The sequence below is a fragment of the Microbacterium sp. LWO14-1.2 genome, assembly GCF_038397715.1.
In the GTDB taxonomy this organism is placed as follows: Bacteria; Actinomycetota; Actinomycetes; order Actinomycetales; family Microbacteriaceae; genus Microbacterium.
In genome coordinates, this window is record NZ_CP151633.1 from 885,749 (window position 1) to 904,678 (window position 18,930).

Below are 18,930 nucleotides of genomic sequence, written 5' to 3' on the forward strand. Positions count from 1 at the left end.
CCCACTCGCCCGCTGGCGCGGTCGAGTGCCACCAGCGCTCATCAGACGAGCGGGAGCTCCTTCGTCACTCCCACTCGATGGTCCCCGGCGGCTTCGACGTCACGTCGAGCACGACGCGGTTGACGTCGCGGACGCTGTTCGTGATCCGGTTCGAGATCTTCGACAGCACGTCGTAGGGCAGACGCGTCCAGTCGGCGGTCATGGCGTCCTCGCTGGAGACGGGACGCAGCACGATCGGGTGCCCGTAGGTGCGGCCGTCGCCCTGCACTCCCACGGAGCGCACATCGGCGAGCAGCACGACGGGGCACTGCCAGATGTCCTGGTCGAGGCCGGCCTTCGTGAGCTCCTCGCGGGCGATCGCGTCCGCTTCGCGCAGGATCTCGAGGCGGTCCTTCGTGACCTCGCCGATGATGCGGATGCCGAGACCGGGCCCGGGGAAGGGCTGGCGTCCGACGATCGCCTCGGGGATGCCGAGCTCGCGGCCGATCGCGCGGACCTCGTCCTTGAACAGGGCACGCAGCGGCTCGATGAGCTCGAAGTCGAGGTCGTCGGGCAGACCGCCCACGTTGTGGTGCGACTTGATGTTCGCGGTGCCGGCGCCGCCGCCCGACTCGACCACGTCGGGGTACAGCGTGCCCTGCACGAGGAACTTCACCGGGGCGCCGCCCGAGGCCTTGGCCTCGGCGACCAGGTCGAGCTGCACCTTCTCGAACGCGCGGATGAACTCGCGGCCGATGATCTTGCGCTTCTCCTCGGGGTCGGTCACACCCTCGAGGTGGCCGAGGAACGTGTCGGCCGCGTCGACCGTGATGAGCCGCACGCCGGTGGACTCGACGTAGTCCTTCTCGACCTGCTCCCGCTCGCCCTTGCGCAGCAGACCATGGTCGACGAACACCGCGGTGAGCTGGTCGCCGATCGCCTTGTGCACGAGGGCCGTGGAGACCGCCGAGTCGACGCCGCCCGACAGGGCGGAGATGACGCGCGCGTCGCCGACCTGCTCGCGGATGCGCTCGACCTGCTCGGCGATGACGTTGTCGGGGTTCCAGTCGGAGGCCAGCCCCGCTCCCTTGTGCAGGAAGTTCTCGAGCACGCGCTGGCCGTGGTCGGAGTGCTTGACCTCGGGGTGCCACTGCACGCCGTAGAAGCGGCGCTGCTCGTCGGCGAACGCCGCGACCTTCGTCGCCTCGGTGGTGGCGAGCACCTCGAAGCCCTCGGGGGCCGTGGCGACCTGGTCGCCGTGACTCATCCACACGTTCTGCTCGTTCGGCTGACCGCCGAGCAGCGTGCCGCCGTCACCCGAGATGACGGCGTCCGTGGCGCCGTACTCGCGGAGGCCGGTGTGCGCGACCTCGCCCCCGAGCGTCTGGGCCATGTACTGGAAGCCGTAGCAGATGCCGAGCGTCGGGACGCCGAGCTCGAACACCGCGGGGTCGAGGCGCGGAGCACCCTCCTCGTACACCGACGACGGGCCGCCCGACAGGATGATCGCGACGGGGTTCTTCTCGGCGATCTCGGCGGCGGTCGCGGTGTGCGGCACGATCTCGCTGTAGACACCGGCCTCGCGGACGCGGCGGGCGATCAGCTGCGCGTACTGCGCGCCGAAGTCGACGACGAGCGCTGGGCGCTGCTGGGTCTCGGTCTGTTCGGTCACCGGGCACCTTCCGTGGCAGGGGCGGAGGCCTCGGCGGCCTCCCGAGTGGCGAGGTAGGCCTTGACGTCGCGGGCGACGATGGCCTCCATGAAGAACGAGAGCAGCGGGATGACGCCGCCGAGCGCGAGGAGGATGAACCGCAGGAACGGCCACCGCATCAGGCTCCACATGCGGAAGCATGCGAAGAGGTAGACGACGTAGAACCAGCCGTGAGCGACGAGGATGCCGAGCGAGAGGTTGAATCCGTCACCGGTCGACTCGAGGCCCTCAGGGCCGTCGACGACCTGAGCGAACCACAGCGGCCCGCCGGAACCGCCCGCGAAGAGCTCGAGGTGGATCGGCGTGTACTTCAGCACCATCTCGGCGACCAGCAGGAGCAGCATGACTCCCGTGATGATCGAGGCGATCTGGTAGAACTTCAGCGCACCACGGATCGCCGGAAAGCTGGCGACTTTCGGTTCGGGCATGGGTCCAGTCTAGTCGGCGTCGCCCGGTGCCCGACGGAGGCCAGGATGCTGGTCTGGTCAACCTGACCAGACCAGGGTACCCTGGCACGATGACGACGACCGTGAATGTGCAGGATGCCAAGACCCGGCTGTCTGAACTGCTCCGACGGGTCCAGACGGGCGAGGACATCGTGATCGCGCGCGCAGGCACGCCGATCGCGCGGATGACCGCAGCGACGCCGCCCCGGCGATCCCTCGATGCCGCGCTGCTTCCCGAGATCCCGCCGATCTCGGCGGACGCCCTGCTCGTCGACGCCACCGCAGCAGAACTCGCCGACTGGGAGGGCGATGATGCCGACGACCCGCTGACCTCTGCGCGATCGTGAGCGCCTACCTGCTCGACACGCACGTGCTTCTGTGGCTGGCGACCGACCCTGAGCGCGTACCGAGCGCCCTCCGCGCCCTGCTCACCGAGGCCGAGTCGGTGTACGTGTCAGCGGCCAGCCCCCACGAGATCGCGCAGAAGACCCGGCTCGGGCGCCTTCCGCACGGGGGCCGCGTGCTGACGCGATGGCAGCCTCTGATGCAGCTGCTCTTCGCGACCGAGGTCCCCCTGAGCGCCGCGCACATGCGCGCCGCCGGCGAGCTCGCATGGGAGCATCGCGACCCGTTCGACCGGATGCTGGTGGCGCAGGCACAGCTCGACGGGCTGATCCTGGTCACCGCCGACGAACGGATCCTCGCGTACCCCGAGGTGTCGTGCGCCGCGTGGACGTGATCGCCACCGCTATGGCGTGGGCGGCCGCGCGACCAGCACCTCCCCCACGCCCGTGACTCTCAGCGCTCCCGCGGCGTGCGGCACCACCAGGGTGCTCCCCGCGCCGAGCGCGTCCGAGCCGACGGTGAGCGCACCGCTCGCCACCACCGCGATCGAGAACCCCTGGTCGATCACCGCCTCGCCATCGACCGGCATCCGCTCGAGTCGGAAGTAGCGATCGGCGTCGGAGGGGAACACGGATCCGGATGCCGGGGCGGCGCCCACGAGCGTGCGCACCTCGTGCGGGGTTCGCACCCCGCGGTTCACCGCGGCGAGCGCGACCTCGAAACCCAGTCCGAGGTGTCCGAGGGCGGGGCCGTCGATCGCGAACCCCTGCCATTCGAGCAGGATCGACAGATCCTCCGGCTGCTGGAGCTCGAGCAGCAGCACGCCCTCCCCGATCGCGTGCAGCTCGCCCGGCGGCACCCAGACGACGTCGCCCGGCACCACGTCGACCGCGTGCAGGAGTGCGAGCAGGGCGTCCACGTCCTGCCTCTCCACGAGGTCGGCCAGCTCGGCGGACCCGACGTCGCGCCGCAGCCCGACGTGCACCGTGCCGCCCTGCAGGATGTACCAGGCCTCGGCCTTGCCGTGCGCGCGACCCAGGTGCGAGGCGGCGAAGTCGTCGTGCGGATGCGCATGCACGGGCAGCCGCTGCCCGGCGTCGAGCAGCTTCACGAGCAGGCGGGTGTCGGCTTCCCAGCGACGGACGTGTTCCTCGCCGAGCCAGCCGACCGGGTCGGCCTCGACGGCATCCCGCAGCAGTCGCCCGTCCGGCAGACGAGTGAGCCCGACCTCGCTCTCACCGTTGACGTTGGTGGTCGATCCGATCCAGTCCTCGGGCTCGCGCGGGGCGCTGCCGCTCTCGCCGCGGAACGCGCTGATGCGGGCTCCTCCGAGATAGAACCGCTCGGCGGGGCGGTTCGACGGGAGGATCACCGGTCGGGGCATCATGCTCTCTCCTGCTTCTGCTCATGCTCGTGCTTCTGATCGGTGACGACCCCCGCCAGGAAGCCGCCGACGAACGTGTCGCCGAGTCCGATGGTGGTGGGGGTCGCGACATCGAGGTCGAAGGCGGCCACACCGACGGCCCCCGCAAGACGCTGTTCGACCGAGGCGACGACCGCCGCGCCGCCGCTGTGCTGCGGCATCCCGCGCGTCTCGTCGACGTCTCGCACGGTCAGCGCGTCGCCGACCCGGTACCGCGTCGCGGCCACGACGACCGCGCTCACGAGGGCGGACCGATGACGGTGCGCCGCCTCCCCGACCGCGATGGCCCAGTACCTGGTGTGCACGACCAGGGCCGCCGCGGGGACGATCTCCCGCACGTCGGCGAGCGCCCGCGCGACGTCGTCGGCGTCGAGCAGGTCGACGCCGCGTCCCAGATACTCCTGCAGCTCGTCCTCGTTCATGCCGTACACGTCGATGAGCGGCAGCAGCCGCGATCGGACGGTGGCGGCGAACTCACGCGTGTAGAAACCCGCGTCCTCGTAGTAGACGAGCGCCTCCGCCGGCAGCGATGCCATCGCCGTCCTCACCTCGTCGAGCCGCTGTTCGAGCAGGCCGTGGTCCTGCATCGTGTTGAATCCCGAGACGAGGAAGACGCGCGCCCGCGCGAGCTCGTCCGCCAGCGCCGGAGCGATCGCCATCGTGCGGTTCGGCGGATCGTTCGCGAAGATGAGTCGGTTCGACGCCGGAGCGACGAGGACGGCGTCGTCGAGCTGCACGCGGGTTCCCGCCGGGTACTGCACGATCAGATGCGGATCCAGGGTGTCCTCCGCCGCGGACGACACGTACGTGATCGCGGGCGGGAGAAGACGGCGCACCGTGTCGTCGATGCTCACCAGATGCTGGATGCTGGGGATGCCGAGCGCGTCCAGCACGAGGCCGGCCCGCACCCCCGTGCCGCCCAGGGTCACGGCGAAGGCGAAGTGGGCGGCGAAGCGCTCGACGATCTCGGACGATGCGACGAACCGCTCAGCCCCCGCGCCCGAAGCGACGAACGCCAGGACCGTGACGAGCAGCGAGCGCTCGTCGACGATCGGCGCCGAGGTGGTGAGCTCGCCGCGTCGCACGCCGTGCTCGCGCGCGAGACGCTCGATCACCTCGGCATCCCACGCGAGCTCGTAGTCGACGGTGCCGCCGAGCCCCAGCACGAGCGTGCCGCCCGCGTCTCCGGCGGACCCGTCGCCCATGAGCGAAGCCGTTTCGTCCACGACGCCGATCCTCCCCCGTCCGCCGCTCAGTACAGCGACGCCTTGCCGTCGGCGCCGAAGAGCTCGATCTTCTCGGCGGCCGTCGCCTTCATGGCCTTGAGCGCCTCCGGCTGGATCGCGTTGGGCTCTCGCAGACGACGGTCGGTGCCGAGCACCTCGCGCATGCGGTCGTGGTACGAGACCTTGATGTCGCTCGAGATGTTGATCTTGTTGACGCCGAGCTCCACCGCGCGCCGCAGCTCGGCATCCGGGTTCGACGATCCGCCGTGCAGCACGAGCGGGATCTTCACGGCCGCCTTGATCTGCTCGAGCAGGTCGTGGCGCAGTTCCGGGTTCTTATCGCTCGGGTACAGGCCGTGCGAGGTGCCGATCGCGATCGCCAGGCTGTCGACGCCGGTCTCCTCGACGAAGCGCACCGCGTCATCCGGGTTGGTGTAGATGATCTCCGCCGCCCCCGACTCGCCGTAGCTGTCGTTCGCGCCGATGGTGCCCAGCTCGCCCTCGACCTGGATGCCGGCGGCGTGCGCGGCCTCGACGACCTTGCGCGTGATCGCCACGTTCTGATCGAACGGCTCGAGCGAGGCGTCGATCATCACCGACGTGAAGCCGGCGTGGATCGCCCGGATGATCTGCTCGTAGCTGCCGCCGTGGTCCCAGTGGATCGCCACCGGCACGCTCGACCGGTGGGCGCGGGAGTGCATCGCGGGGATCAGGTCGGTCGTGATGTGCGACACCTCGTCGGGGTGGATCGCGATGATGACCGGAGCGGCCTTCTCCTCGCTGATGTCCATGACGCCGGTGAACATCGCCCAGTCGCTGATGTTGAAGGCGGGGATGGCGAAGTCGTGCGCGTTCGCGACGTCGAGGATGGATTTGCCGGTGTAGAGCACTTGTGTTTCTCCTGTTTCGTGATGGTCGTGGACGGTCGAGCGGGGATCAGCTCTTGACGGACCCAGCCGTGAGTCCGCTGATGAAGTACCGCTGGAAGAAGAGGAAGAGGATCAGCACCGGGATCGACCCGAGCACGCTCATCGCCATGATCTGGTTCCAGTCGTAGGAGTGCTGCCCCATCAGGAGCTGGATGCCGATCGGCACCGTGCGCATGTCGATCGACCGCGTCAGCGTGAGCGCGAAGAGGTACTCGTTCCACGCGATCATGAACGTGTAGATGCCGACCGAGACGATGCCGGGAACCGAAATCGGGACGAGGATGCGCCACAGCGCCGTCATGGATCCGGCGCCGTCGACGCGGACCGCCTCGTCGAGCTCCTTCGGGAGCGTGTTGAAGTACCCGGTCATCATGATGATCGCGTACGGCAGCGTGAACACCATGTAGGTGAGGATCAGGCCCGCGTACGAGTTGTACAGCCCGAGCGCCACCATGAGTCCGAAGTACGGGATGAGGAGCGTGATCGGAGGAACGGCCTGCACGCTGACGATGACCACGTTGAGGATGCGCTTGCCGCGGAACTCGAAGCGGCTGAAGGCGTATGCCGCCTGGATCGCCACGAGCAGCGTGAGGATCGTGACGGAGCCGGCGACGACGTAGCTGTTCAGGAAGAACCGCATGGTCTCGGGGTTCGTGAAGATCGCGACGTACGCGTCGAACGAGAACGTGTCGGTGATGAGCCTGGGCGGGAGCTCGAAGATCTGCGTGTTCGACTTGAACGAGCTCGACAGCATCCACAGCACCGGACCGGCGGCGAACACCGCTCCGAGGATCAGCGCGACGATCAGACCGGACTTCGCGAGAAGGTGGGACCTGGTGCGCCGGCGCACGGTGTCGGCGGTGAGAGCCATGATCAGTCCCTCGCTTTCTGGTGACGGACGTAGAAGACGGCGAGCACCATCGACATCAGCAGCACGAGCACCGCGGAGGTGGCGGCGAGCGAGAAGTCGTACTTGGCGAACGCGAGCTTGTAGGTGAAGGTGCTGAGCACCTCGGTGACGTCGATCGGACCGCCGCCCGTCGTCATCCAGATCAGGGCGAACTGCTGCGAGGTCCAGATCAGGTCGAGCAGCACGAGGCTGATGATGATCGGACGCAGCTGCGGGATCGTGACGTTCCAGAAGCGCTGCACGGCATTGGCGCCGTCGACGCGGGCCGCCTCGTGCAGGTCGGCCGGCACGCCCTGGAGCCCCGCCAGCAGGCTGACCATGAAGAACGGATACCCGGCCCAGATGTTGATGAAGATGATGGTGCCGAGCGCGAGCTGCGGGGAGGCCAGCCACTCGATGTCGGTGTTGAGCAGGAAGTTCACGACGCCGTTGGGCGCGAGGAGCATGCGCCAGAGGACCGCGATGACCGCGACCGTGAACAGCCACGGAAGCACGTACAGCGCCCGGAAGATCGAGCGGGAGAACCGGCCGAGCAGCGGGCTGTTGAGCATCATCGCGAAGGCGAGGCCCAGCACGAGGTGCGCGGCGACGCTCGTCACCGTGAAGAGGATCGTGTTGCCCGTGGCCTTCCAGAACCCGGGGTCGGAGAGGATCTCCACGTAGTTCGCGATGCCGACGAACTCCGGCGACTTGTTCAGGATCACGTTGTCCTGGAACGAGTAGCCGATGACCATCACGATCGGGACGATCATGAGGACGAACAGCAGGATGATCGTCGGCGAGAGGAAGCCGTACGACTCGGTGGTCTTGCGCAGCTGCCGCCTGCGGCGCGACGGGGCGGCGCCGGTGACGATCACCTCGGTGTCGTCGGACAGTTTCAGGCTCATGGGAACCGGTGCTCCTTGGTTGGTCGGGTGCCGCACCGCCGCAGCGGTGCGGCACCCCGTTCATGCGGGAGTCGCGAGGAGGGTCAGAACTCCTTCAGCCACGACTCCTGCGCCTTCTTCAAGGCGTCGTCGATCGACTGCTGGCCGTCGAAGGCCGACTGCAGCTGCTCGCCGAGCTGACGCATCAGGTCCTCCGCGACGGGCAGACCCGTGAACTCGTTGGCCGGGTAGCCGGCCTGGTAGATCTCGAACGCCTTCGCGAAGAGCTCGTCGTCGTTCACGAAGTCCGGCACCGACTCGGAGTTGCCGGGGAACGCCTTCGCCATGGTCGACAGCTCGGAGTTCGTGTCCTCGCTCATGAGGAACTCCACGAGCTTGAACGCGGCATCCTTGTGCTCGGAGTTCTCGGCGACGCCGATGCCCCAGGATGCGTAGGGGATGCCGCGCTCGCCGTCGTAGCCGTCCTCCGCGGGGATCGCGGAGATCGAGAACTTCAGGTCGGGGTTCGACTCGCGGATCAGGTTGATGTGGGCGAGGGAGTCGATCATCATGCCGACGCGGCCGTTGGTGAACTCCTCGACCTTGTCCTGCTCCTTCATGGTGAACGAGCCGGACGCGATGACCCCGTCGTCCCACAGGCCGCCGATGTAGTCGATCGCCGAGGTGACGTCGTCGTTCGTGAGATCGGGCTGGCCGTCCTTCAGCATGGAGCCGCCGGAGGCCCACACCCACGACATGACGTCGTTCTGCACGCCGTTGGGCGCCTCGAGCGAGAGCGGGAGCACCCACCCGGAGACGTCGCCGCCGAGAGCGGTGACCTTGGCCGCGGCATCCGCGAACTCCGTGCGCGTCGTGGGCGGCGCCGTGACACCGGCGTCGGCGAGGAGGGTGTCGTTCGTGAACATCGGGTAGACGAAGTTGACGACGGGGATCATGTACGTGCTGCCGTCGACCTGGATCTGGCTGGCCAGTTCGCTGTCGTCGTAGTCGTTCTCCTTCATGAGCTCCGTCAGATCGGCGATCACGCCCTGAGACGCGAAGTCGTTGACCCATGCGCCGTCGAGACCGACCACGTCCGGCATGGTGCCGGATGCCGCACCGGCGAAGAGCTGCTCCTTGGTGGAGGCGTACGGTCCACTGACCAGATCGACCGTGATGCCGGGGTTCTCGTCTTCGAACTTGTCGATGAGTGCTCGGAACTCGCCGTCGGGCAGCTCGGGCTCCCACCACTGGGCGAACTCGATCGTGACGTCGCCCCCGTCGGAGCCCTCGTCTCCGCCGCCCGTCGAGCATCCCGCAACGGCGAGAACGGTCACGGCTGCTGTCGCTGCGCCGGCGAGCTTCAGGGTGCGTCGCCCACGTCCTGCTGTGATCATCACTTCTCCTCTTCGAGATCGTGCCGCATCACGCGCGTCAATGCTTGTTCATGCGGTTTTGAGCAATGTTATGCCGTGCTTTGCTGTTGCGCAAGGGTTTTCACCCCGGTTGTACCTGCTTGTTCTTCGGCCGCGCCCCGCGCTACCCCGAAATACAGGCGAAGTCCCATGTGCGGCTTTCTGCCGAAATCTGCCGCTATTTCTGCCGAATGTGCTAGAGATGGGGGCATGGAAGCACGCGCATCCTCGAAACGACGCCTCCCCGCCGGCCGCAAGGCCGACCTCGCCGCCTACGTCGAGCACGAAGGCGAGGTCACGGTGGGCGGGCTCGCCGAGCACTTCGGCGTCTCGATCGACACGATCAGACGAGACCTGGATCAGCTCGACCGCGAGGGCGTCGTGATCCGCACCCATGGCGGCGCCGTGAGCGCGGAAGGTCAGCTGAAGGACCGCGCGCTCGACGTGCGCCTGCGGATGCAGACGGAGGAGAAGGAGAAGATCGCGCGGCTCGCAGCCGGGCTGATCGACGACGGCGCGGTGGTCATGCTCAACGCCGGCACGACGACCCTCGCGGTCGCCCGGGCGCTGCGGAACCACCGCGACCTGACGATCGCGACGAACAACCTCCGCATCCCGGCGGAGATCTCCCCCTCCGCATTCCGCGACCTGTACGTCTTCGGCGGCGCAGTGCGGGCGATCACGCAGGCGACCACCGGACCCGTGGCGTTCACGATGACGCCGGGCGGGCCGGAGGTCGACATCCGCTGCGATCTCGCCCTCATCGCCGTCGGCGCGGTCGACGAGGAGGGGTTCTCGACCTCGAACATGGGCGACGCGACGATGATGGCCGAGATGATCCAGCGGGCGGAGCGCACTGCCATCCTCGCCGACTCATCGAAGTTCGGTCGTCGGCTCTTCGCCCAGGTCACCACGCTCGACCGCGTCGACTACGTCGTGACCGACGCACCGCCCGCCCCGGCGTTCGCCACCGCGCTCGCCCAGGCGGAGGTCGAGCTCCTCACCCCCTGATAACGCGGATAGACGACGGAGGCCGCCGGGATCGCTCCCGACGGCCTCCGCCTGCGTCATGCGCGCGCTGTGATCAGAACCACCCGGTGATGAGGTCCCAGATCCAGTCGATGATGCCGCCGATGATGCCGCCGATGCCGCCGGCACGGTTCACGGTGACGGTGGCCGTCGCCGCGTCCCCGTCGGCCTGCGAGACCACGACCGTGTACTTGCCCGGCTGCGTGTTCTTCGGCACCGTCACGCTGGTCGAGAAGGTCCCGTCGGCGGTGACCTGCACGGTGCCGACCTGGACCGGCTTGCCCTTCTTCGGCTCGAGCACGACCGTCAGGGTCTCCCCCGGCTCGAAGTTCGCACCGGTGATGCGCAGCTTCTTGCCCGCGGCGACCTTCGAATCGGTCGTGATCGTGCCGGCGAACTCCTCGGGCTCCTCACCCGAGATCGTGAACGGCACCTGCACGGTCGTGCCGGTCGACGGAACCGTCACGGTGAGCGGCTGCTCGCCGAACACACCGGACGGGACCGTGAACGTGAGCGACGCGCGTCCGGCCTCGTCGGTCGTGTCGACGATCGTCGGATCGATCGCTCCCGCGGCGACCTGGGTGCCGCCGAGCGACAGGGTCACCTCGCCGGGGGCCGCCTCTCCGCCGCTGAACGCCAGAGAGGAGAGCGCGACGGTGACCTGGTCGCCGGCGGTGTAGCCGTCGGCATCCGGAGCACTCACCGTGAGACCGACCGCGCGCTGCGCGAGGTCGGGCGTCGCGGTCTTGTTCGCGTCGAACCAGTCGACCATCGACTGCAGGTCGATCTTGCCGGTGTCGCGCTTGCCCGTGCCCTCGCGGAAGGTGAAGAAGTTGTCTCCCCCCGCGGCGAGGAACGAGTTCGCGGCGACCGTGTAGCTCGCCGACGGGTCGATCGGCGTGCCGTTCAGCGTGATCGAGGTGATGCGCGATCCCTGCGCCGCGGTCGGGTCGTACGTGTAGACGAGCCCCTCCGAGACACCCAGCTTGAGGAACGGACGCGCCGCTCCCGACGGCTGCCACTGCTCCTCGAGCACGCCCTTCAGCTGCGTTCCGGTGAGGGTCAGCGTGACCAGCGTGTTGGCGAACGGCTGCACCGTCGCCGCCTCACGGTACGTGACGTTGCCAGCCGGATCGTTCGCGTTGGACGACGCGTACGTGAGGTTGGCGCGGATCCCGCCCGGGTTCATGAGCGCGATGTCCGCGCCCGTCGACCACTTCTGCACGTCGGCGACGAAGTTGCCGATCGTCGACTCGCCACCGCGGTTCTCCGACCCGTTCGCCTGACGCGCCCGATTGAAGTCGGCGGTGATGTCGCCCACCTTGACGGCGCCGAGCACGTCGGCGTCGGCCTTCGCCTTGGCGACGATGTCGGCGACCTCCGGAACGGCCGGGTACAACGGCTGGCCGTTGGCGGTGAGCGGCTTGATCTCGTTGGTGATCGAGAGCAGCTCCTTCGTCTTCGGGTCGACCTGGATGTTCATCAGCCCGAGGTTCTCGCCGTACTGACCGGCCGAGATCACGGGGCGACCGTCGATCACGTGGTTGTAGGCGAGGTGGGTGTGCGCCGACACGATCGCGTCCACGTCGCCGTCGACGCCGTAGACGATCTCGCCCAGCGGCGACTCCGGGGTGATGCTCGACAGCTCGACGCTGGCCGCGCCCTCGTGCACGAGCAGGATGACGACGTCCGCCTCACCGTTGGACTCGTCGCCGTCACGCAGGTCGTCGGCGACGGCGTTCACCGAGTCGACGATGCTGCGCACCTCGAGGTCGGCGATCCCTTCCGGCGAGACCAGCGAGTCGAGGTCTTCCGTGACGGCGCCGACGAATCCGACGCGCACGCCGTCGAGCTCCTTGACCCAGGCCGGCGCGAGAGCGGGCTCACCCGTCTCGGTGAGGAACACGTTCGACGAGATGTACTCCCAGTCCGCGCGGTCCTGCACGCGGTCGCGCAGGTCCTCCCAGCCCTGGTCGAACTCATGGTTGCCCGCCGCGCTGACGTCGAGACCGGCCGCGTTGAGCGCGTCGATCGTGGGGTTGTCGTCGTTGATGAAGGACGTGAACGTCGACGCGCCGATCAGGTCGCCGACACCGGCGAAGATCGTGTTCGGGTTCGCCTCGCGGAACTGCTTGACGGCTCCGGCGACCACCGCGGCACCGGCGGCGGCGCCGTCGGCCTCGATGCGGCCGTGGAAGTCGTTCATCGTGACGACATCGATGCTCACCGGCGGGACCTCTGCGGAGACGCCGACGATGATCGGGTCGTGATCGCTCGAACGGAACGGGGTGCCGGCCTCGGTGGCGCCGAACGCGTAGCCGCGATCGCTCCACTCCGGCGAGTTGATGCTCCAGACACCCGCACCCGTGATCGAGGCGGCCAGCGACGGCGACGCGAGCACGTGGTCGAGCGAGCCGAGCTCGCCGTCGAACGAGTACGTGTGCTGCCCCGGCGCCTTCTCGGGTGCGACGTCGCTCCAGCCCGCGCTGGTGAAGACGTCGATCGGGTCTTCCTTGGCGTAGGCGTTGAAGTCGCCGATCAGCAGGATGTCGCTGCTGCCGGTCTTCTCCTCGATCGTCTCGGTGAAGCCCTTGAGAGAGTTCGCCTGGGCCACCCGGTCTGCGTTGAAGAAGCCCTGGCCGTCGGCCGGCTCCGCGCCGCCGCCCTCGGGGGCCGACTTCGACTTGAAGTGGTTCGCGACCACGGTCACGGTGCGGCCGTCGACGTCGAACGCCTGGGCGATCGGCTCGCGGGCGTTGCCCCACACGGTCTCGTCGGTGACGGTGAGGCTGTCGCCGACGGTCGACACATCATCCTTCTTGTAGATGATGGCGCTCGTGATGAAGTCGGTCGTCGCCGCGTCGTCCAGGGCCGCCGGGGTGCGGACGTAGTCCCACACGTCGTCGCCGAGGGCGTCGTTGAGCCCGTCGACGAGATCGGCGAGCGCGGAGTCGAGCGACCCGCCCAGCTTGATCGAGTTCTCGATCTCCATGAGCGAGACGATCTCAGCATCGAGGCCGTTGATGGCCGCGACGATCTTCGACTTCTGGATCGCGAACTGGGCGGCGTTCGCCGCACCGCGCGCGTTCGAGTTCTGGCTCTTCAGCGTCGTGAAGTAGTTGAAGACGTTGAACGACGCGACCTGCACGTCGCCGCCGACCGTCGGCGCCGACTCGACGCGCGGGTTGGTCGCCTCGAAGCCGACCTTGGCCGCCTCGGGCGAGGTGCTGTCGATCGGGACGACCGGCTGCAGACGCCAGTCGTCGAAGCCGTACGACAGCACGTAGCCGTTGTCGCGGAAGTCGACGGTGTCGCCGTTCCGCACCACGAGGTCCTTCGTGAAGTAGGGCTGGTCGTTCGGGTGGCCGTTGTTCGTGACCTGGATGGACCAGCCGTCGTCGAGCAGCAGGCGGTTCGCGCGGTTCGCCGCCGCTATGGCCGCGGCATCGGCGCCGGGACGTGCGAGCTCGGTGCTCTTCACGTTCAGGTCGGCGCCGGCGTTCAGCCACAGCGTGCCGAAGTTGTAGAGCTGGTGGCTCGACGCGACGCGGTAGGTGCCGGCGGGCGCGACGAGCATGCTCTCGTACTGCTCACGGTCGGCGCCGACCACGGTGTCGGGCAGCGGCGTGACGGCCGGTACGCCGACGCCCGCCTGCACGACGGAGATGCCGGCGAGGGATGCCGAGTTGATCTGCGTCTGGCCGAAGTACTCGCTCACGGAGCCCGTGACCGAGACGAGGTCGCCGATCGCGAGCGTCGGGGCGAGAGCGTTCAGGAAGACGAAGACTCCGTCGGACGCGCCCGGCGTCGCGTCGGTCTCGCCGCCCGAGCCCTGCGTCTGGATGACGATTCCCTTGTAGCCGCCGGTGCGGTAGTCGGCCGTCACGACGCCCTCGACCGTCACGGTCTGGCCGTTCAGGGGCGACACGTCGGTCGTGCCCTGAACCTCGGCGATCGACACCTTCGCGGGGTCGGTGCCGGGGTCGGTGCCCGGGTCCTCCGGATCGGTGCCGGGGTCGGTGCCGCCGGAGTTCTGCGGGGTGATCGTGGCCGAGAGCGTGAAGTCCACGCTGTTGTCGTCGGTGTCGGCGCCGTTCGTGCGATTCAGCGACTTCACGTCGGTGTTGCCGGCTGGCGCCGGGGCCGCGGCGGTCTCGAACGTGTTCGAGGTGCCGTAGCCGAGCACGTCGATCACACCGTCGACACCGGTCACGGATCCCGGCGTGAGGGCGACGGCCGCCGTGCCCTTCACGAGCGCGAGGGTGCCGGCGCTTCCGCTCGGGTTGAGGTTGCCCGTCGCGTCGGGTGCGGGCAGTGCCGCGCCGTTCGCGCCGTTGCTACCGCCCTGCACGAGGTAGTGCCCCCGGGCGGGGATGCTGCCGCTGAGCGGCGCGACGCCGTTGGCGTTGCCCGTGCCGGTCGCCGACCGGTACTGCAGCGAGAGGCCGTCGAGCGCGACCGGAGAGTCGGTCGGGTTGTAGAGCTCGACGAACTTGTTCGTGTACGCGGCCCCTGCGCTGCCGCCGGACAGGTACGCCTCGTTGATGACGACCCCCGTCCCCGCGACGTCGGCGGAGGCGGGCGTCGCGATGAGGGCGCTGGCGCCCAGAGCTGCGACGCAGGTGGCGGCGAGGACGCCGAGACGCCCCCGGCTTCTGCGATCGGACCCGGGAACCTCGCGGTTCGCGGCGTCGGAAGCGGACATCATCGGTGTTGTCTCCTCGGTTTCATCGGGCGACGGCTCTCGTGGAGCCATGACTGCGCACCCTCACAGCCGGCGCACATGATGCGAGCTTATGAAGGCCCTCCGACATCATCAACGGAGTTTTCCCATTGGTCACCGAGCGCTAACCGAATGGGCGGAAGACACCCCTGACGAAGGTGGAATATCGGAGTGCCGGTCGCTCGGATGCGCGGTCGCGCCTGCGCGGATGCGCGGACCGTCAGGCGGTCTCGGATGCCGCGGAGTCCTCGAACTCCTCGACCTCGCGCTCCCACGCATCCTTCGCCAGGCGATACCAGAGGTAGAAGGCGAAGCCCGCGAAGATCGCCCACTCGGCGGCGTAGAACACGTTGAGCCAGTTGACCGGCGACTGCTCGGCCGGTGCGGGAGACGCGATGTCCGTGAGCCCGGCCGACGCCGTCGACGACGCCAGATAGGGCCGGTACATCTCGAGCCCCTCGACGTCGTGCCACACGCTCAGCAGGGCGGCCGGCGACATGCGGTCGATCCGATGGGGGTCGTCCTCCGGCGGCACAGACGGTCCCTCGTCGGAGATGATCCGCCCCGTGACCTCGACGACCGAGCCGTCGGCGTCCTCGTTCAGGGTGTCGACGGCATCCTGAGCGACATCGCGGTCGGCGGTCCAACCGATCGCCACCGCGATCGACGTCCTCTCCGCGACGCGCAGCTGGCCGGTCACCCAGTAGCCCGAGACATCGTCGTTGAACCGGCTCGACACGATCACGAAGTCGTCCGCGACCCAGGAGCCCGACGTCTCGACGCGCTGACCGACGAGCGGCTCCGCGAGGTACTCACCCGGCTCGACCACCTCGGCGAGCGGACGCACGTTCTCCGTCGCTCCCGCGGGCGGCGGATCCGTTTCGATCGCCCGCTCGAGCTGCCACTGGCCGAGCCACGCGAACACGCCGGCGACGATCAGGCACAGCACGAGCATCCCGATCCAGCGCCCGCGGAGCATGACCTCGCGGAGGGTTGGCGGGAACAGAGCGGGGGACGTCACGGTGATGCGCGGGACCTCAGGCCTCGTACGGGGCGAGCACGACCTCGACGCGCTGGAATTCCTTGAGGTCGGAGTACCCGGTGGTCGCCATCGACTTGCGCAGCGCGCCGATGAGGTTCGCGGTGCCGTCGGCGACCGGAGCAGGACCGTAGAGGATCTCCTCGAGCGTGCCGATGCCGCCGACCTCGACGCGGCGACCGCGCGGAAGCTGCGGGTGGTGTGCCTCGGGACCCCAGTGGAAACCGTGGCCGGGCGCGTCGGTGGCTCGTGCGAGCGCGACGCCGAGCATGACGGCGTCCGCTCCCATGGCGAGCGCCTTCACGATGTCGCCCGACGTGCCGACGCCGCCGTCGGCGATCACGTGCACGTAGCGGCCGCCCGACTCGTCGAGGTAGTCGCGACGCGCGGCAGCGACATCGGAGACGGCCGTCGCCATCGGAGCGTGGATGCCGAGGGTCGCGCGCGTCGTCGACGCCGCTCCCCCGCCGAAGCCGACCAGCACGCCGGCGGCCCCCGTGCGCATGAGGTGCAGCGCGGCCGTGTACGTCGCCGCACCGCCGACGATGACGGGCACGTCGAGGTCGTAGATGAACTTCTTCAGGTTCAGCGGCTCGTCGACGCTCGATACGTGCTCGGCCGACACGGTCGTGCCGCGGATGACGAACAGATCGACCCCGGCCGCGGCGACCGTGTCGTAGAACTGCTGGGTGCGCTGCGGTGTCAGCGAACCGGCGACCGTGACGCCGGCCTCGCGGATCTCGGCCAGGCGGCGGGTGATCAGCTCGGGCTTGATCGGCTCCGAGTAGAGCTGCTGCATGCGCACGGTCGCGGAGTCGCCCGCGAGTCCCGCGATCTCGGCGAGCAGCGGCTCGGGGTCTTCGTAGCGGGTCCAGAGCCCCTCGAGGTCGAGGACCCCGAGACCGCCCAGCTGTCCCAGCATGATGGCGGTGCGCGGGCTCACGACGGAGTCCATCGGCGCACCGAGCACGGGGATGTCGAAGCCGAACGCGTCGATCGTCCACGCGGTCGACACGTCCTCCGGGTTGCGTGTGCGCCGTGACGGCACCACCGCGATGTCGTCGAACGTGTATGCGCGGCGCGCGCGCTTGCCTCGGCCGAGCTCGATCTCCATGGTCACCCCACCAGACTACCCGGCGCGCACGGCGGCCGACGGCGGGGAGGATGCCGGGGCCGTCACCGCGCTCGCACGACGCGGCGCTCGTCCCACACCGGCTCGTCGGCCTCGTACACCCGACCGTCGGACCCGAACACGAGGAACCGGTCGAACGATCTCGCGAACCACCGGTCGTGCGTCACGGCCAGCACCGTCCCCTCGAACCGGGTCAGGGCGTCTTCCAGCGCCTCGGCCGATTCCAGGTCGAGGTTGTCGGTGGGCTCGTCGAGCAGCAGCAGCGTCGCCCCCGAGAGCTCGAGCAGCAGCACCTGGAACCGTGCCTGCTGCCCGCCGGACAGCGACTCGAACGTCTGCTGCGCCTGCCGCACGAGACCGTACCGGTCGAGCGCCGAGCTCGCGGCATCCCGCGGCATCCCCGCCCGTCGCTCGTCGCCGCGGTGCAGGATCTCCAGCAGGGTGCGCCCGACGAACTCGGGGTGGGCGTGCGTCTGCGCGAACAGGCCGGGCACGACGCGCGCGCCGAGGACCGCCGCTCCGGTGTGGGCGACCTCCGACAGCTGCTCGGCGGTCGAGGTGACGTGTCCGAGACTCGGGTCGGGGTCGCTGCCGCCGCGCGCGAGCAGCCGCAGGAAGTGCGACTTCCCGGAGCCGTTCGACCCGAGCACGGCGACCCGGTCGCCGTACCAGACCTCGACGTCGAAGGGCTGCATGAGCCCGGTCAGCTCGAGCCGGTCGGCGACGACCGCGCGCTTGCCCGTGCGCGAGCCGCGCAGCCGCATGTCGAAGTCCTGCGCGGGCGGGCGCTCCTGCGGCGGGCCCGCGTCCTCGAACCGGCGGAGACGCGTCTGCGCCGCCTGATATCGCGACGCGAAGCCGTCGTTCGCCGACGCTTTCACCTTCAGCGTCGCGACGAGAACGAGCAGCTTCTCGTGCTGCTCGTCCCACCGCCGGCGCAGCTCGTCGAGGCGATCCATCCGGTCGGTGCGCGCCTGGTGGTAGGTGGCGAACCCCCCGCCGTGCACCCACGCCGTCGCACCGGCCCCACCCGGTTCGAGCGTGACCAGGCGGTCGACGGCTCGGGCGAGCAGCTCGCGGTCGTGCGACACGAGCAGCACGGTCTTCGGCGTCTGCCGCAGCTGTTCCTCGAGCCAGCGCTTGGTCGGCACGTCGAGGTAGTTGTCCGGCTCGTCGAGCAGCAGCACCTCGTCCGGGCCGCGCAGCAGCGCTTCGAGCGCGAGCCGCTTCTGCTCTCCGCCCGAGAGCGTGGTCAGCTCGCGGTAGCGCGCCCGGTCGTACGGCACGCCGAGAGCGGCCACGGTGCACTGATCCCAGACGGTCTCGTGCTCGTACCCGCCGGCGTCGGCGTACTCGGCGATCGCCGCCGCGTAGGCCATCTGCGTGTCGTGCTCGTCGCGCTCGATCAGCGCGGTCTCGGCCGCCTCGAGCGACTGCGCTGCGTGCCGGATGCGGGCCGGCGCGACGCGCACGAGCAGGTCGTGCACGGTCTCCCCCGCCTCGCCGTGGCCCACGAACTGGTCCATGACGCCGAGGCCGCCGTCGATGGTCACCACTCCGGCATCCGCCGCCTGATCGCCTCGGATGATCCGCAGCAGCGTGGTCTTGCCCGCCCCGTTGGGCCCGATCAGCGCGCTCGTCGACCCGGAGCCGACGCGGAACGTCACCTCGTCGAGCAGCGGTCTCCCGTCGGGCAGAGTCAGCGAGACCCCTGCGATGTCGATGTATCCCACGGTGCGGGCCGTCCTTCCGCCCGC

The 18,930-nt window shown here is 69.1% G+C and carries 15 protein-coding genes; 3 read left to right on the plus strand and 12 right to left on the minus strand.

The genetic code is table 11. The features are described from left to right. Positions 1 to 64 precede the first annotated feature (64 nt). Together guaA and MRBLWO14_RS04235 are read right to left on the minus strand one after the other, a co-directional pair. Complete coding sequence (gene guaA / locus MRBLWO14_RS04230; protein ID WP_341935215.1) at positions 65 to 1,651, minus strand: glutamine-hydrolyzing GMP synthase; 1,587 nt, start codon at positions 1,649 to 1,651, stop codon at positions 65 to 67. Next, entirely contained in the window at positions 1,648 to 2,118 is a 471-nt protein-coding gene (locus MRBLWO14_RS04235) for a DUF3817 domain-containing protein (RefSeq protein WP_341935216.1), read from the minus strand. Before MRBLWO14_RS04235 ends, guaA begins: the two co-directional genes overlap by 4 nt. Positions 2,119 to 2,207: 89 nt before the next feature. Here MRBLWO14_RS04235 and MRBLWO14_RS04240 point away from each other — a divergent pair, with 89 nt between their 5' ends. After that, the gene (locus tag MRBLWO14_RS04240; protein ID WP_341935217.1) at positions 2,208 to 2,483 is read left to right on the plus strand and encodes a type II toxin-antitoxin system prevent-host-death family antitoxin; all 276 of its coding nucleotides are present in this window, start codon (positions 2,208 to 2,210) and stop codon (positions 2,481 to 2,483) included. Further along, a complete protein-coding gene (locus MRBLWO14_RS04245; protein WP_341935218.1) occupies positions 2,480 to 2,875 on the plus strand; it encodes a type II toxin-antitoxin system VapC family toxin in 396 nt (131 codons plus the stop codon). Before MRBLWO14_RS04240 ends, MRBLWO14_RS04245 begins: the two co-directional genes overlap by 4 nt. 9 nt (positions 2,876 to 2,884) lie before the next feature. Here the strand turns inward: MRBLWO14_RS04245 and MRBLWO14_RS04250 are convergent, their stop codons facing one another. The 6 genes from MRBLWO14_RS04250 to MRBLWO14_RS04275 form a co-directional block, all read right to left on the minus strand. Then, complete coding sequence (locus tag MRBLWO14_RS04250) at positions 2,885 to 3,868, minus strand: class I mannose-6-phosphate isomerase (protein WP_341935219.1); 984 nt, start codon at positions 3,866 to 3,868, stop codon at positions 2,885 to 2,887. Beyond that, complete coding sequence (locus MRBLWO14_RS04255) at positions 3,865 to 5,130, minus strand: ADP-dependent glucokinase/phosphofructokinase (protein ID WP_341935220.1); 1,266 nt, start codon at positions 5,128 to 5,130, stop codon at positions 3,865 to 3,867. The genes MRBLWO14_RS04250 and MRBLWO14_RS04255 overlap by 4 nt, the downstream gene beginning before the upstream one ends. A gap of 26 nt (positions 5,131 to 5,156) precedes the next feature. Next, positions 5,157 to 6,020 carry a ketose-bisphosphate aldolase gene (locus MRBLWO14_RS04260; protein ID WP_341935221.1) on the minus strand — a complete coding sequence of 288 codons (864 nt, stop codon included), beginning with the start codon at positions 6,018 to 6,020 and terminating at the stop codon, positions 5,157 to 5,159. A gap of 46 nt (positions 6,021 to 6,066) precedes the next feature. After that, positions 6,067 to 6,930, minus strand: coding sequence for a carbohydrate ABC transporter permease (locus MRBLWO14_RS04265; protein ID WP_341935222.1), 864 nt, complete (start codon positions 6,928 to 6,930; stop codon positions 6,067 to 6,069). A gap of 2 nt (positions 6,931 to 6,932) precedes the next feature. After that, positions 6,933 to 7,856, minus strand: a complete 924-nt coding sequence (locus MRBLWO14_RS04270; RefSeq protein ID WP_341935223.1) for a sugar ABC transporter permease — start codon at positions 7,854 to 7,856, stop codon at positions 6,933 to 6,935. Between the two features lie 83 nt (positions 7,857 to 7,939). Further along, positions 7,940 to 9,232 (minus strand): sugar ABC transporter substrate-binding protein, encoded by a 1,293-nt coding sequence (locus MRBLWO14_RS04275; RefSeq protein WP_341935224.1) that lies wholly within the window; start codon positions 9,230 to 9,232, stop codon positions 7,940 to 7,942. A 228-nt stretch (positions 9,233 to 9,460) separates the two neighbouring features. Here MRBLWO14_RS04275 and MRBLWO14_RS04280 point away from each other — a divergent pair, with 228 nt between their 5' ends. Further along, positions 9,461 to 10,261, plus strand: a complete 801-nt coding sequence (locus tag MRBLWO14_RS04280) for a DeoR/GlpR family DNA-binding transcription regulator (protein WP_341935225.1) — start codon at positions 9,461 to 9,463, stop codon at positions 10,259 to 10,261. 73 nt (positions 10,262 to 10,334) lie between these two features. Here the strand turns inward: MRBLWO14_RS04280 and MRBLWO14_RS04285 are convergent, their stop codons facing one another. From MRBLWO14_RS04285 to MRBLWO14_RS04300, 4 genes are all read right to left on the minus strand, one after another. Beyond that, positions 10,335 to 14,987, minus strand: a complete 4,653-nt coding sequence (locus MRBLWO14_RS04285) for an ExeM/NucH family extracellular endonuclease (RefSeq protein ID WP_341935226.1) — start codon at positions 14,985 to 14,987, stop codon at positions 10,335 to 10,337. Positions 14,988 to 15,222: 235 nt separating this feature from the next. Next, positions 15,223 to 15,981, minus strand: a complete 759-nt coding sequence (locus tag MRBLWO14_RS04290) for an SURF1 family cytochrome oxidase biogenesis protein (protein ID WP_341936160.1) — start codon at positions 15,979 to 15,981, stop codon at positions 15,223 to 15,225. A gap of 58 nt (positions 15,982 to 16,039) precedes the next feature. Then, on the minus strand, positions 16,040 to 17,155 hold the full coding sequence (locus MRBLWO14_RS04295; protein WP_341936161.1) for a GuaB3 family IMP dehydrogenase-related protein: 1,116 nt from the start codon (positions 17,153 to 17,155) through the stop codon (positions 16,040 to 16,042). Between the two features lie 62 nt (positions 17,156 to 17,217). Then, positions 17,218 to 18,906, minus strand: coding sequence for an ATP-binding cassette domain-containing protein (locus MRBLWO14_RS04300; RefSeq protein WP_341935227.1), 1,689 nt, complete (start codon positions 18,904 to 18,906; stop codon positions 17,218 to 17,220). Between the last annotated feature and the right edge of the window lie 24 nt (positions 18,907 to 18,930).

What these genes read in the sequence shown, in the direction of transcription:
- MRBLWO14_RS04280 (WP_341935225.1), top strand. Translation starts at nt 9,461, where the DNA reads ATGGAAGCACGCGCATCCTCGAAACGACGCCTCCCCGCCGGCCGCAAG.
- MRBLWO14_RS04265 (WP_341935222.1), bottom strand. Translation starts at nt 6,930, where the DNA reads ATGGCTCTCACCGCCGACACCGTGCGCCGGCGCACCAGGTCCCACCTT.
- MRBLWO14_RS04270 (WP_341935223.1), bottom strand. Translation starts at nt 7,856, where the DNA reads ATGAGCCTGAAACTGTCCGACGACACCGAGGTGATCGTCACCGGCGCC.
- MRBLWO14_RS04275 (WP_341935224.1), bottom strand. Translation starts at nt 9,232, where the DNA reads ATGATCACAGCAGGACGTGGGCGACGCACCCTGAAGCTCGCCGGCGCA.
- MRBLWO14_RS04285 (WP_341935226.1), bottom strand. Translation starts at nt 14,987, where the DNA reads ATGATGTCCGCTTCCGACGCCGCGAACCGCGAGGTTCCCGGGTCCGAT.
- MRBLWO14_RS04250 (WP_341935219.1), bottom strand. Translation starts at nt 3,868, where the DNA reads ATGATGCCCCGACCGGTGATCCTCCCGTCGAACCGCCCCGCCGAGCGG.
- MRBLWO14_RS04295 (WP_341936161.1), bottom strand. Translation starts at nt 17,155, where the DNA reads ATGGAGATCGAGCTCGGCCGAGGCAAGCGCGCGCGCCGCGCATACACG.
- MRBLWO14_RS04290 (WP_341936160.1), bottom strand. Translation starts at nt 15,981, where the DNA reads ATGCTCCGCGGGCGCTGGATCGGGATGCTCGTGCTGTGCCTGATCGTC.
- MRBLWO14_RS04240 (WP_341935217.1), top strand. Translation starts at nt 2,208, where the DNA reads ATGACGACGACCGTGAATGTGCAGGATGCCAAGACCCGGCTGTCTGAA.
- MRBLWO14_RS04235 (WP_341935216.1), bottom strand. Translation starts at nt 2,118, where the DNA reads ATGCCCGAACCGAAAGTCGCCAGCTTTCCGGCGATCCGTGGTGCGCTG.